Origin of the sequence: Sphingobacterium sp. UBA7253, assembly GCF_002472745.1 — a bacterium.
Taxonomy (GTDB): domain Bacteria; phylum Bacteroidota; class Bacteroidia; order Sphingobacteriales; family Sphingobacteriaceae; genus Sphingobacterium; species Sphingobacterium siyangense.
This window is the reverse complement of sequence record NZ_DKSP01000201.1, coordinates 22228-36067: the sequence shown is the minus strand read 5'-3', so window position 1 is coordinate 36067 and position 13840 is coordinate 22228. Positions and strand designations below refer to the sequence as shown.

The following is a 13840-nucleotide window of genomic DNA, read 5'->3' as shown; positions in this document are numbered from 1 at the left end:
TTCGTATGGTATGTATCGCACGGGAACGGTTTGTGTATACAGCAGTTGGGCTCATTTGAAGCTCTTCTGCAATCTCTTCGACAGTCTTGTCTTCAAGATAGGTCATATTAAAAACTTCCCGTTGTTTTTCCGGAAGCTTTCCGACCTCAATAAATATAGAGTGGATTAACTCCGCATGAATCATTTTTGAGAAAACGTCGCGATCATCTACCAACAGATCCTCATAATTTGTCAAGGATTCATGGATGCCTTTAGAACGCTCCGACCGAATAACATTCAGACTCGCATTCTTTGCCGAAATATAGATAAAGGCCTTTAGATTTTCCATTGTATGAAAATCAGACCTACGCTCCCATACCTTAACGAAAACATCAGCCACGATTTCCTCTGCCACACGGTTTTCCTTCAGATAACCAAGTATAAAGAATAACAGTTGTTTATAGAATTTACGATAAATCGCAACAAATCCTTCCTGGCCATCTGTCTTCAAACTGTCTATCAACTGCGAATCTGTCATTAGGTAGTAAAATATAAACCACAAGTGGTGAATAGGTTAGCGTCTCTATTTTGGGCTAAATTAGAAAACACTTTTTAGAATACCAAGCAGTTAACAATAATTTAAAGTCGGCAATCGTCCTTCCTATAACTTAGTCGCGCGCAGCATTTCACGCTTGCCTGGTGCACCAGGCGCCTTTTCTATTGAAAATCCCAATGCTTTCATACTGCGTTTGAGGTTCCCGGTAATAGCGTAGGTCACAAAGACACCACCCGGTTTAACAAACTGCGCGATATGTCCCAACGCAGCATCATTCCACATCTCAGGCTGATGCACTGCCGCAAAAGCATCAAAATAAACGACATCAAACAAGCGATCCGACTGGAAATTCATCAATAAGGTATGGTCAATATGAAGCTTTAAGTACTCGTTAATCTGTACGTTTTCCGTCAAAGCCTGCTCGTATGCATTCAAATAACTTGTCCAAACAGTTGGGTGTACCGTCGCATCATAGCCCGTTGCAGCAATAGTAGACAAAGGCAGGGGAAATCCTTCAATTCCGACGTATTCCACCTGAAAAGATTTATCCCTAAAAAAGTCGGCTGTTTGTAGAAAATTCAAACCGGTACCAAAGCCAACCTCCAAGATACCAACGTCGGCGGCTCCTGTCGTTTGTACATAGTGGTCAAGCCCCGTTTTTATAAAAACATGCCTACTTTCCTGTACCGCACCGTGTTTCGAATGATAACATTCTCCTATTTCAGCATTAAACAAAGTTTTCGAACCATCTCCTGTTGTTACAAATTCCATTTTTATACAAATACGTTAAGTTCTAATTTTTACACATGGAGTCCAAACAAAGAAACGACGCCAAAACGAATGGCCTACTCCCTGCCCATGATGCATATCATTGCTACTGTCCAAAGATAAAAAAGCCAATGCCCGTATCAAAATCCTCACGGTTTTAGCAAGCCCGACCATCTTTCAGCGTAGACTAAAGGTGATGTCAACCAATTGACCAGTACATCGACTTCCAAATGAAAAAGCATATCAATACCGAGCGTATAGTAGGCATGGGTACCGCTATAAAAAAAATGCTTTCAATAAAAAAAGTCCAGTCGACAAAAGCGGATTTTTTCAGCAAGGTAAAACAAAAATGAACAAACACGCATAAATTCAGCTCGTTTTAATAGACCTATTCGAGAAAAACAGTATTTTAGCAATCTAAATAAGAAACATTCACAAAACCTAATGAAATATCCAAACCTAACAAGCGCAAGCAATACAACAGCATTGGATATTCTCAATGTGACCAAATACAAAGACAATATAAGCAGTTCTTCCATGTGAATGAACTCCTTTTGAAATAACTAATCATACACCTATGAAATACGCTACAAAAACTTTTGTGCAGAATTACGGCAGTATCTTACTTCTACTCCTTGGGATCAGTATTGGAAGTTTGATCGGCATCTTCTTTCCGCATATCGTCAACAATCTTAAACCGATCGGCGATATTTTCCTAAACCTCCTCTTTGTCAGTGTTATACCATTGGTGTTTTTTGCCATATCCGCATCTGTTGCGAATATCGATGGCGACAGTGTACTGGGAAGGATCATCGGCATGATGTCGTTCGTATTTGTACTGGGTATTGTCGTCGCCGGACTGTCAAGCATCTGCTTCCTTTACCTCTTTCCAGTAGATGCTCCACTGGCTATTGAACAAACAAACAAGATCATGGAAACAGTTGTTCATGATTCTTGGGGTGAAAAAATGGTCCGCTTTTTAACCGTTAGCGAATTTTCAAGTTTATTATCTCGACAAAATATGCTGGCCTTTGTCATCTTTTCGTTCCTCGTTGGCATTGCTACGCGCAAATCAGGGGCATCTGCAGAGACCTTCCGTAAATTTATAAACTCGGGCAATGTTGTGATGGGAAATCTGCTCGTGATAGTCATGAACCTCGCTCCCATTGGTTTGGGAGCATATTTTGCCTATCAGGTTGGAACTCTAGGGCCACAGCTCTTTGGTTTTTATGCCAAACCTATCGGTCTATATTACTTTTTTGGAATCTTCTATTTTTTCACGGTATTCAGTTTATTCGCTTTTTTTGCATTCGGGCTAAAGGGTGTAAAACGTTATTGGCAAAATAACATATTGCCTTCCTTGACCGCATTGAGCAGCTGCAGTAGCCTCGCCACCATGCCAGCCAACTTACTTGCAGCCAAGCAAATTGGAATCCCGAACAGCGTCGCTAATGTCGTCATTCCCTTAGGCACGACATTGCACAAGCATGGATCGGCGATCGCCTGTATCTTTAAAATCTATATCGCACTTTTATTAAGCGGAAAGGATTTTTTTGATCCAGCCAATCTGATTATGGCGGTTGGCATTACGTTACTCGTGAGCATCGTAGCCGGAGGTATTCCTAATGGTGGCTACATCGGAGAAATGCTGATCATATCGGTTTATCAGATGCCAACGGAGGTGATTCCTTCCATTATGATTATCGCCACGCTGGTCGACCCATTGGCAACAATGCTCAATGCTACTGGAGATACCGTAGCCGCTATGCTCACCACCAGATTGATCGGAAAAAAACTGGCTGACCCTATTCCCGAAAACCCAGGTTAAACAATCTCCAAACGACAAACATTTGAACGCCAACGAAGATCCTATCAAGCGGATCCATGTAGGTCCTACTTATGGCTGGCTGATCAAAAACGGTAGGCAAAAAACAGCTCGCCATATTGATGCCGGTGAAACACCGATTTGAGCTCTTTCGAATTGAAGATGTAATTGATACCGTAATTGATCTTGTGGTTAGACCAATTGAAACCAATGCGGTGACTAAGCATCCAAGGCTGAATAGTGTATAACTTGCCTATGGGATCATTTTTACCTCTCCCTCCTTCTACCGTTGCGCTGTAAAAAATACGAGACACGCTTGGTTGATAGACAAAATACCATTCTTTATCATTGTTCGCTCTTCCCTGTGTCAAATGCCCATGTGTAAAGGTGGATGCCTGATAGGATTTCAGCTTCCCCAACCGAAGCGGGGCCGCAATTCCCATATTGGTATTATTTAATCCAATGGTCCCCTCACCTATAATTCCGACATCGAATTGCTGATTTTGACTGCGATATAGTCCTTTTTTATAGGTTGCACTTAAATCAATACCAAAGGAATTTCCAAGCTGCGTATCCCAACCTGTCGCCTCGTACATCCCAAAGAGATGATGGATAAACTTCTGTGCCTCTTCACCGTAGGATTTAGGGCCGATCTGCGCCAATTCAGTCTTGAACTCAACAACCTGATCGTGCGGTAAAAACCGCGTTACCCCAGCACTAAAATAGAGGTAACCTGCAAATGGTCTATCGTATTTCTTTTCCTGCCGTCTATAGTCAATGATACTGATACCATTGTAAATCCGTTGGCCTATTTCAAAATCCAATACCGTATTTGAAGTCTGACTATCTGGTTTCCCTGGCAACGCAATCCTATAGTTTATATTGATACCATTGGTATAATAGCGGTCCTGACCCGTCAGTAGATAAACGTCATTGTCATTTTGGATAGCAATTTCCTGATTACGGAATTTTACCTGTCCAAAAACAAAAAAGCAGGGGAATATAACAGCCCAAAAGAGCCCTAAAAATCGCAAAGCAACACTCATATTAACAGGCAATTGTAAAATTCATGCGATATCATTAGAACCAAAATAGCAAATTTCACTTCAAATTATTCAAAAGCATTCGAATCTAGCTTATTTTTCCAATTAATTCAAACTATTTAGAATAGATATAAATAATATGGAAAAGTTGCATTATTCCTTTCTTAGCGAATCTATTTGTAATTTTGCATTCGATTAGGTCTCAAATGTAATCAATTTGGGATTTTAGTGAGCACAACGTTGTCAGATTTGGGTAATAATCTTTCTGAAAAAACAGGAGAATATCTGGCAGATTGGAATAGCTATTCATCGTTAAGAAAAAACAAACCGGGTGAAACGAGCTCATTTTACGATGAGATCAAACACCTATAAAATAAGTAAATACAAATGAAAAAAAGTTCAATTATTCTAATCGCTATCATTGCTGTCGCAATTGCCATGATACTTGTTATCTATACCGATTCAAGTACCTATTCGACATTTACCGAAGCTAAAGAAAAGAAAACCGAACTATATGTGGTAGGTCAATTGAATAAAGACAAAGCGCTTCATTATGATCCCAAAACTGACGCCAACAAATTTTCGTTTTTCATGCGTGACAACGATGGTACAGAATGTGAAGTGATTTTTAGAGGCGCCAAACCTCAAGATATTGAACGTTCAGAGCAAATTGTATTGACAGGAAAAATGGACGGAAATGTGTTTAGGGCAAGTAAGATATTGATGAAATGTCCGTCAAAATATAACGATAAATCGGTCGTCACCGAGATCAATGCTACTGCTTTCAATAATTAATTCGTAAAATCAATTTTCAATGGACGTTAATTACGTTGGTGAGCACCTGCTACCAGGGCAGATCGGACAATTCTTTATTGTACTTTCTTTTGGTGCTGCACTTCTATCTTGTATCAGTTACTTTTTTGCAACAAAATACCCTGAAGAGAATTCATGGAAAAAAATTGCACGTATTGCCTTTTGGGTTAATGCGGTCTCCGTAGTGGCGATTGGTGCAACTTTATTTTATATTATATACAATCATCTTTTTGAATATAATTATGCTTGGGCGCACTCGTCCAAGACACTCCCTACCTACTATATCATTTCCAGTTTTTGGGAAGGTCAGGAGGGTAGTTTTTGGCTCTGGATGTTCTGGCAAACAGTATTAGGTTCTGTTTTGCTATTTAAAGCAAAAAGCTGGGAATCGTCTGTCATGACTTTCGTCATGTTATGCCAAGCATTTTTAGCTTCCATGATTATTGGTGTGGAAATCTTCGGTCTGCGTATCGGTAGCTCTCCGTTTATCCTATTGCGTGAAGCAATGGATATTCCAATCTTTAGAGAAGCTAATTATCTTTCACTCATCACCGACGGTAATGGTTTGAACCCTTTGCTTCAAAATTACTGGATGGTGATTCACCCACCAACACTGTTCCTTGGCTTTGCGTCGATGATTGTTCCTTTTGCGTATGCAACAGGTGCTCTTTGGACCAAGCGATACAAAGAATGGATCAATGCAGCACTTCCTTGGGCTTTATTTGCCGTGATGATTTTAGGCGCAGGTATTATCATGGGTTCATTCTGGGCTTATGAAGCACTTAACTTCGGTGGCTTCTGGGCATGGGATCCGGTAGAGAATGCATCAATTATTCCTTGGTTTACCCTGATTGCTGCTGTCCACGTCATGATTGCTTATAAGAATTCAGGCCACTCCTACTTCACCGCTACATTTTTGGCGATGATCAGCTTTGTACTTGTTATCTATGCATCTTACCTGACACGTAGTGGTGTCCTTGGAGAGACTTCTGTACACTCCTTTACCGATCTGGGAATGAACGGACAATTGATCTTATTCAATGTTGTCTTTTTGGTAATCATGGTCGTATTTCTTACCGTCAAAAAGAAAGAGATGCCCATCACAGAAAAGGATGAGGATATCTATTCAAGAGAATTCTGGATGTTTATTGGCGCCTTGGTATTGACTGTCGCATGCGCACAGATCATTGCTTCAACATCAATTCCAGTGTTCAACAAGATCTTTGGCACCAAGGTAGCTCCACCTTTGGATCCGATCCAACATTATAACAAGTGGCAATCGGGTTTTGCAGTGATCGTTATGATCTTAACCGGATTTACACAATTTTTAAAATACAAACGTACCGATAGCCGCAAGTTTTTGGCTTCTACGGTAGCATCGTTGGTTGTGTCTCTCATTCTAACGGCTGCTGTCGTCTATTTTACGAAGACGTATACCAACCTGATCTATATTTTGATCACCTTCGCAAGTATTTTCTGTATTTTGGCGAATATCCGTGTATTGGGTGATGCTGTCAAAGGTAAATGGAAGCTGGCCGGCTCTTCGGTAGCCCATATCGGCTTTGGATTACTACTTATCGGTGCCATGGTGGCCGCAGCAACCAACGAGGTCATCTCGGTCAACAACACAGGTTACATTGCTGTATCGGGATTTGACAAAGTAGAGAAACCTGGCGACAATTTATTCTTGACCGAAGGTGAACCTGTACAAATGGGGGAATACAAAATAACCTATATCGGTGATAGCATTGTGGCTCCAAATACGTTTTATAAAATAAAATACGAGCGGATCGACGAAGAAACAGGTAAAGTGAAGGAGCATTTTGTGCTGCAACCTTTTGCACAAAACAACGCGAAAATGGGCGGTTTGATTGGTACTCCAGCGACCAAACATTATGTCACGCATGACGTGTATACACTGATTACCGCAGCTGCAGCTGAAAGTCAGGCAACACATGCGAAAGTTCCGGCAGAAGACAAAACTGGTTTCGAAGACTACGAGGAGCCGGCAACGTATCAGGTAAATATCGGTGATACCCTACGCTACCGCAATGGATATTATGTCATTGAAGGCTTAAACAAAGAAGCTCACCTGGAGAAAATTCCAAAAGGTCCTAGTGATGTCATGGTTGGATTGAAAATAAAAGTATTTTCGGCCGACAACAAACAGTATGAGGTACAACCAATCTACTTAATTAAAGACGGTGGTGTTTATGACTTCAATAAAGATGTCAACGAGCAAGGGCTTAAATTCAGATTTACGGGAATTAAACCTGACAAGGATAAACTGGAAATCATGGTTTATCAAAAGCCGCTTCCAGAAAAGAAATGGGTCGTATTTAAAGCCATTAAATTCCCATACATCAACTTTTTCTGGTGTGGAACGATTGTCATGACCATTGGTTTTATCATGTCCATTGTGAGAAGAAATAAAGAGGAGAAACGAAAAGCACTTAAATAATGAACATTGTGATCTTAGGAAGCGGTAATGCCGCTACGCATTTTGGACAACAGTTTCAAAAAACAGGACATCATATCGTTCAGATCTACAGTAAAACAAAGGCCAATGCAGATGCATTGGCCTTTGCTCTTCATTGCGCAGCAATTGACCAACTATCTGAACTAGACCTACATGCTGATCTTTACCTCATTGCCGTTACCGATCAGGCCATTGTATCGCTGGTAGAAGCGCTACCAAAAGATATAAAAGGTGTTGTTATTCATTGTTCGGGAGCAACCGATCTTTCTGTACTGGCTGGATTTAAAAATGCGGGAGTCATCTATCCACCACAATCATTATCCAAAAATAAAGCAGTCGATTTTTCGACCGTCCCACTTTGTGTTGAAGGTAACACGGATGAAAATAGTGCCGAGCTACTTCAGTTAGCACAGACATGTGCACCGCGGAGCATCTATTGTAATTCCCAGCAGCGTTTAGCCATCCACCTTGCCTCGGTTATGGTCAACAATTTTACTAACATCCTTTATCAGATGGCCTACGAGCTCTTAGCAGAAAACGACTTGTCCTTTGATCTAATTAAACCAATCATCCTGGAGACGGCAGAAAAAGTGCAAAATCATATTCCAATAACAGTTCAGACAGGACCAGCGATCCGACAGGACAGCACAACAATGCAAAAACATTTGCAATTTATTAGCAATAAACCAGATTTACAGCAAATCTATCAACTTTTATCGCAGGAGATTACTAAAAGAAAATAGTTTGTTAGAAACGGTTATAAACTTATCAAAACTTACCTCCAAGGGGTAAATATATCCATTTACTTCAGGAACTTTAGTACATTTGCTTCGTCCAAAAGCGCATTTTGGAATGCTAATTGAGTAATAAAATAATCAGTTGGGCTAAACATTAAAATAGCGAATTAAAACTAAACAATCGTATTTTCTATGGAAGTTAGAAAACTCATTCTTTCAATAATGATTGTGATTAATTTAATCATTGTATCATTTGGATTTATATTTACATCAAGCTGGTTTTGGCTGCTTATCATCCCATTTCCATTGCTATTGATCGCGTTATACCATAGTTTCCAGACCAAACATGCCATCCTACGCAATTATCCCTTAGTTGGATATTTCCGTTATATCTTCGAATCTATTCGTCCTGAGTTGAGACAATATTTTTGGGAATCGGATATGGATGGACGTCCTTTCAACAGAAGACAGCGTTCGATCGTATACCAACGTGCAAAAAATCAACGTGAAACTGTCGCATTTGGTATGCAGACTGATCCACAGGCTGTCGGGAACGAATGGGCTGCGCACTCTGTTTTCCCTTGCCATATCGAAAACCACGATCTGCGTACCACTGTTGGAAATGCAGCCTGTAAAAAACCCTATAGCTTAAGTGTGTTCAATATCTCAGCAATGAGTTATGGTGCATTGAGCAAAACAGCAATAACGGCATTAAATAAAGGTGCTGCACTTCAAAACTTTGCACACAATACCGGCGAAGGAGGAATCAGTGACTACCACAACAACGGTGGTGATTTAATTTGGCAGGTGGGTACAGGTTATTTTGGCTGTCGGAATCAGGAAGGAAAATTTGACGCGGAGCTCTTCCGAGAAAAATCCAATCGTGAAAACGTGAAGATGGTCGAGTTGAAACTCTCGCAAGGCGCTAAACCTGGTCATGGAGGTATCCTTCCAGCGGCAAAAAATACACCTGAGGTTGCGGCTATTCGTCACGTCATTCCAGGAACAGATGTGATGTCGCCTCCAGCACATAGCGCTTTCTCCTCACCGACTGAAATGATGCACTTCATACAACAGCTGCGCGAGCTATCGGGTGGAAAGCCTATCGGTTTCAAAATTTGTATCGGCGATAAACATGAGTTTATCGACATCTGTCACGCCATGCAAAACACGCAGATCTTCCCGGATTTTATCTCCGTAGATGGATCAGAAGGTGGTACGGGAGCTGCTCCACTGGAGTTTACAGATAACCTAGGGATGCCATTATACGATGCATTGGCATTTGTAACGAAAACCTTGATTGCTTTTGGTTTGAAAAAACATGTTAAAGTTATCGTATCCAGCCGTATTGTAACGGGTTTCGACATCTTAAAAGTTATTGCCTTAGGCGCAGATGCATGTTATAGTGCTCGCGGTATGATGTTCGCTTTAGGTTGTATTCAAGCACTTAAGTGTAATGAAGACGTTTGTCCGGTTGGAGTTGCTACGCAACAGCCGCATTTATACAAAGGACTCGACGTAAATGATAAATATGTACGCGTAGCTCAGTTCCACCGCAACACATTACGTGCTACAGTCGAAATTATGGAAGCTTGTGGTTTCAAAACACTTTCAGATGTATCTGCTGATAAATTCTATCGTAAGGTAGACGCTATCCGTACATTAAGTTTTCAGGAAATCTATTTCGGAACTGAAGGTAAATTGGTCAATAGCCACACAGATTTCGAAAGCAAACTTTTCGAAGATTAACTGCTAGAAATTCATATAAAAAAGGTCCCCTATGTATTCAACATAGGGGACCTTTTTTATACCCTGATAGTTCCCTTATAAAATAACCCCCACTAAGTATCTTTATTTCAAATTAAATAATACGCGATGCAGAATGGTATTTGACAAGGCAATTTGATCGTCGGCTAATCCGCCTAAAGCCTGTTCAATAGTATTTTTTGCCTGCTTCATTCCTTCATCCTTCATCTTTCGTCCTATTTTTGTTAAATAGATCAGATTGGACCGTCTGTCGTTTTTATCATTAACGCGGATAACCAAATTTACCCGTTCCAGGTTATTAATTAATCGAGTGACACTTGGTTTATCTCGAAATGTGCGAACAGCAAGCTCCTGCTGAGTAAGCCCCTCTTCTACCCACAGGTTATACATGATACTCCATTGTTCAGAAGTAATGTTTAACCCGGCCTCCTTGAGATTACGCTGTAATCTCCGCATAACTGCAATTGAGTATTTCCCTGTTAAGAAATTATAAAAATACTCTTGTGATACTAAATCTTGGTCTAACATATGAATAATGGTTATGGTTGTTTACGCAACTTATTGCAATAATAAAACGTTGTCTTTCATATAATTTGAGAAAAAGCTAAACGTATTTTGGCTAATAGTTAGCCTAAATTACGCTTTAATCTAACTGTCTCAAACAAAATTTTATCAACATGTCACCAGTAGATGTTGATAAATCATAACAATTTGATTTATACTAGACTGAATTTAACAAATAAAAAGGAGACAAACAAAACCTTCATAACTTTGCAAACACCAACAGCAATTAAATCAAACTGAAGGTTCTTTCTGACCAATAAGATCAGGCACTCTCAGAAAAAATAAATGCTTGCAATTATACCTAATTTAGAGCGTGTTACCCGATTGTAAAAGAATCGGAGTCTTTTAAGAAAGGAAATTTCTCCCGTGCTTCCAACAGATCATTCGGATTTAAGGTAAATGTATACAAATCCTCGTCTTCTGGCTTATAATACACCACATCACCAAGTGGAGAGATACACATAGAACCACCTGAATAGTAAATATCATTACCATCATGCCCAACCCGGTTTACTCCAACAACGTAAGCTTGATTTTCTATAGCGCGTGCTGGAATAAGGGCTCTCCAATGTGCAGAACGCTTATCCGGCCAGCTGGCCGTATACACTAAAATATCATAGGCGCCATTTTGATTTTTAGACCAGACGGGGAATCTAAGGTCATAACAGATCATTGGGCAAATTTTCCATCCTTTGATATCCACCAGGATACGTTCATTTCCTGGCTCGAAGTACTCGCTTTCTTTAGATAGTCCGAAAAGATGACGTTTATCATATTTGACATATTTACCATCAGGGAACATCCATACAAAACGATTATAGTATTTCCCGCCTTCTTCAATAATCAAAGAACCGGCAACAACGCAGTTAAGTGAGCTTGCCATTTCAAATAGCCATCTTGTTGTAGGTCCATTTGCAGGTTCTGCACATTTCTCGACATTATTCGTGAAGCCTGTATTAAACATTTCGGGGAGAATAATAACATCCGTTTTCTCACGCAATGAGGAAAGTCTCAATGCAAGATTATTTAGATTCTTCTCGATATTTTCCCAGAATAAATATGCTTGAAATACGGTGATTTTTAAAGGCTCCATGAACGTAATCTAAAAATTTATTTAATTATTTTCTTACAAAAAAAACATTTACAGGCAAGATACGAATTTTAATAGAATTTATACTTATTGCTGTCTTACCAAAAGGTTATTTGCTAACACTAATAACGCTTCTTTGCGATCATTTGGTACATTCAATGCTTCCATTTTTTCAAATGCCCGTTGTGTATATATATCTTTCAATTCGTCGGCAGCACTTTTAATCGCATACTTCTCGTATAAGGCAAGCATATCCGCTACTTTTGATGGAGCAGTCGCTATAGATGTGTCCAATAAGCCTTGTAAGACTATCTTATCGTCGTCCGAAATTACCGCCATCAACTTCACCAATAAAAAGGTTTTTTTATTGATCATGATATCACCACCAACGATCTTTCCAAAGGTATCTGGATCTCCATAGGCATCCAAGATATCGTCCTGTAATTGAAATGCTAAGCCGACATTTTCTCCAAAATCGTAGATCAGCTGCTGTTGCTGCTCATCTGCTCCAGACAAAATAGCACCCAACTGTAACGCTCCGCCCAATAACACCGAAGTTTTAAGACGGATCATCTCAAGATATTCAGGCATTGTCAGCGAATCCCGACTTTCATAATCCATATCTAATTGCTGCCCCTCACATACTTCCATAGCCACTTTACTCAAAATTTTCAAGGTTGCAGGCAGGTAAATAGGATTACACTTTGAAATTTCCTCATAAGCTTTGACCAACAAGCCGTCTCCAGACAATATAGCAATATTAGCATCCCACTTTTCGTGAACTGTCGTTTTACCCCTTCTTAAAGGAGCCTTATCCATCAGATCATCGTGGATCAGTGAAAAGTTATGAAAAAACTCCACTGCCTTGGCAGCAGGGATAATTTCATCCATCTCTTGCATACCGAATAATTCGGCAGCCATCAATGTCAGCACTGGTCGAACCCTCTTTCCGCCCAAAGTCAATATATACCGTATCGGATCATATAAATTTGATGGTGTTTCAGGAAATTGACTTGTCTCTATCGCCTCTATCACGAGTTGTTGTAAATGTTGCATATATCTTTACGATCGAATCTTGCGAATATAGCAATAATCATATAGAAATGGCAATTTTGTCCCTTTAAAGGAAGTCACCTCAAAATTGTACATTTGTATAAGTCTTTTATTATGCGCATACTGATTATCCATACATTTTATCAAGATCCTGGTGGTGAAGACACTGTATTTCAGCAGGAATCTTCCCTCCTCGCGCAAGGACATGAGGTCCAAACGCTAACCTTTCAAAATAAAAAGGGTTGGCAGGGTGCATTACAGACAATAGGATCTTTTTGGAATATTTGCGCTGCTCAACGTGTCAAAAAAATAATTCGGACGTTTAAACCGGACATCGTTCACGTTCACAACACCCATTACGCAGCGGGCCCGATTATCGTCCGTACAATTGCAAAACTCGGCATCCCTCAGGTCATGACCTTGCATAACTTCCGTTTACTATGCCCTTCGGCGACGCTGTACCACCACAACCACCTCTTTTTGGACTCACTCCAAGAGGAGTTTCCGTGGACAGCCGTTCGACAAAAAGCATTTAACAACTCTATAGTAAAAACATTTCTTCTCGCACTGAATTACTGGTTTCATCGTAAAATTGGAACTTGGGCAAAGGTAAATCGCTACATCAATTTAAGCTCTTTTGCAAAGAACATCTTCGTTGAATCGACCTTGCACCTTCCGTCTTCTAAGTTCGAGATTAAACCGAACTTCGTTTTCCCTAATGCAATAGCGCCCGAAGATACACAGGCCCACTTCGTATACGTCGGTCGTCTTTCAGATGAAAAGGGGATATTGAATCTGATCGATACTTTTATCGGAACAGATTTTCAACTACAGCTAATTGGTGGCGGTCCGCTCGAAAATGAGGTCCTGAGAAGAATTAAAGACCAGCCGAATATTTCCTACCTCGGTTTTAAAAAAAGGTCAGAAATACTTCCCCTGATAGCCAAAGCACAGGCACTACTCGTACCATCGATTTGTTTTGAAGGTATGCCGATCACGATTCTTGAGGCTTATTCAGTCGGAACAGCTGTGCTCAGCTCAAATCTAGGCCCACTCCCCGAACTGATTATCCCCGGCAAAACAGGACAAACTTTCGATCCGCACAACAAAAACGATATCATCCAATGTTTAACGGAGTGGAGTACAAAAACGACAAATGAAAAAGA

General features: G+C 40.3%; 12 protein-coding genes. 6 read left to right on the top strand and 6 right to left on the bottom strand.

Annotation, left to right across the window (positions count from 1 at the left end; translation table 11 throughout):
• The coding region (locus B2X72_RS20210; protein WP_286851254.1) for an RNA polymerase sigma factor at positions 1–517 on the bottom strand (517 nt) is incomplete at its 3' end.
• A 123-nt stretch (positions 518–640) separates the two neighbouring features.
• Positions 641–1306, bottom strand: a complete 666-nt coding sequence (mnmD, locus tag B2X72_RS20205; RefSeq protein WP_286851252.1) for a tRNA (5-methylaminomethyl-2-thiouridine)(34)-methyltransferase MnmD — start codon at positions 1304–1306, stop codon at positions 641–643.
• 574 nt (positions 1307–1880) lie between these two features.
• Here mnmD and B2X72_RS20200 point away from each other — a divergent pair.
• Positions 1881–3131, top strand: a complete 1251-nt coding sequence (locus B2X72_RS20200) for a dicarboxylate/amino acid:cation symporter (protein WP_286851251.1) — start codon at positions 1881–1883, stop codon at positions 3129–3131.
• An 83-nt stretch (positions 3132–3214) separates the two neighbouring features.
• Here the strand turns inward: B2X72_RS20200 and B2X72_RS20195 are convergent, their stop codons facing one another.
• Positions 3215–4174: a lipid A deacylase LpxR family protein gene (locus B2X72_RS20195; protein WP_286851249.1), complete on the bottom strand. Its 960-nt coding sequence runs from the start codon at positions 4172–4174 to the stop codon at positions 3215–3217.
• 384 nt (positions 4175–4558) lie between these two features.
• Here B2X72_RS20195 and B2X72_RS20190 point away from each other — a divergent pair, with 384 nt between their 5' ends.
• From B2X72_RS20190 to B2X72_RS20175, 4 genes are all read left to right on the top strand, one after another.
• Entirely contained in the window at positions 4559–4966 is a 408-nt protein-coding gene (locus B2X72_RS20190) for a cytochrome c maturation protein CcmE (RefSeq protein ID WP_046672794.1), read from the top strand.
• A gap of 19 nt (positions 4967–4985) precedes the next feature.
• On the top strand, positions 4986–7445 hold the full coding sequence (locus B2X72_RS20185; protein WP_286851248.1) for a heme lyase CcmF/NrfE family subunit: 2460 nt from the start codon (positions 4986–4988) through the stop codon (positions 7443–7445).
• Positions 7445–8206, top strand: coding sequence for a Rossmann-like and DUF2520 domain-containing protein (locus B2X72_RS20180; RefSeq protein WP_145329330.1), 762 nt, complete (start codon positions 7445–7447; stop codon positions 8204–8206). The genes B2X72_RS20185 and B2X72_RS20180 overlap by 1 nt, the downstream gene beginning before the upstream one ends.
• A gap of 186 nt (positions 8207–8392) precedes the next feature.
• Positions 8393–9949 carry an FMN-binding glutamate synthase family protein gene (locus tag B2X72_RS20175; RefSeq protein ID WP_120333658.1) on the top strand — a complete coding sequence of 519 codons (1557 nt, stop codon included), beginning with the start codon at positions 8393–8395 and terminating at the stop codon, positions 9947–9949.
• A 102-nt stretch (positions 9950–10051) separates the two neighbouring features.
• Here B2X72_RS20175 and B2X72_RS20170 read toward each other — a convergent pair whose 3' ends face one another.
• The 3 genes from B2X72_RS20170 to B2X72_RS20160 form a co-directional block, all read right to left on the bottom strand.
• The gene (locus B2X72_RS20170) at positions 10052–10495 is read right to left on the bottom strand and encodes a MarR family winged helix-turn-helix transcriptional regulator (RefSeq protein WP_070560735.1); all 444 of its coding nucleotides are present in this window, start codon (positions 10493–10495) and stop codon (positions 10052–10054) included.
• Between the two features lie 352 nt (positions 10496–10847).
• Positions 10848–11624 (bottom strand): amidohydrolase, encoded by a 777-nt coding sequence (locus B2X72_RS20165; RefSeq protein WP_046672799.1) that lies wholly within the window; start codon positions 11622–11624, stop codon positions 10848–10850.
• An 84-nt stretch (positions 11625–11708) separates the two neighbouring features.
• Positions 11709–12677: a polyprenyl synthetase family protein gene (locus tag B2X72_RS20160; RefSeq protein WP_145329940.1), complete on the bottom strand. Its 969-nt coding sequence runs from the start codon at positions 12675–12677 to the stop codon at positions 11709–11711.
• Between the two features lie 111 nt (positions 12678–12788).
• Here B2X72_RS20160 and B2X72_RS20155 point away from each other — a divergent pair.
• Positions 12789–13840, top strand: a 1052-nt coding sequence (locus B2X72_RS20155; RefSeq protein ID WP_286851246.1) for a glycosyltransferase family 4 protein, incomplete at its 3' end; no start/stop codon positions are given.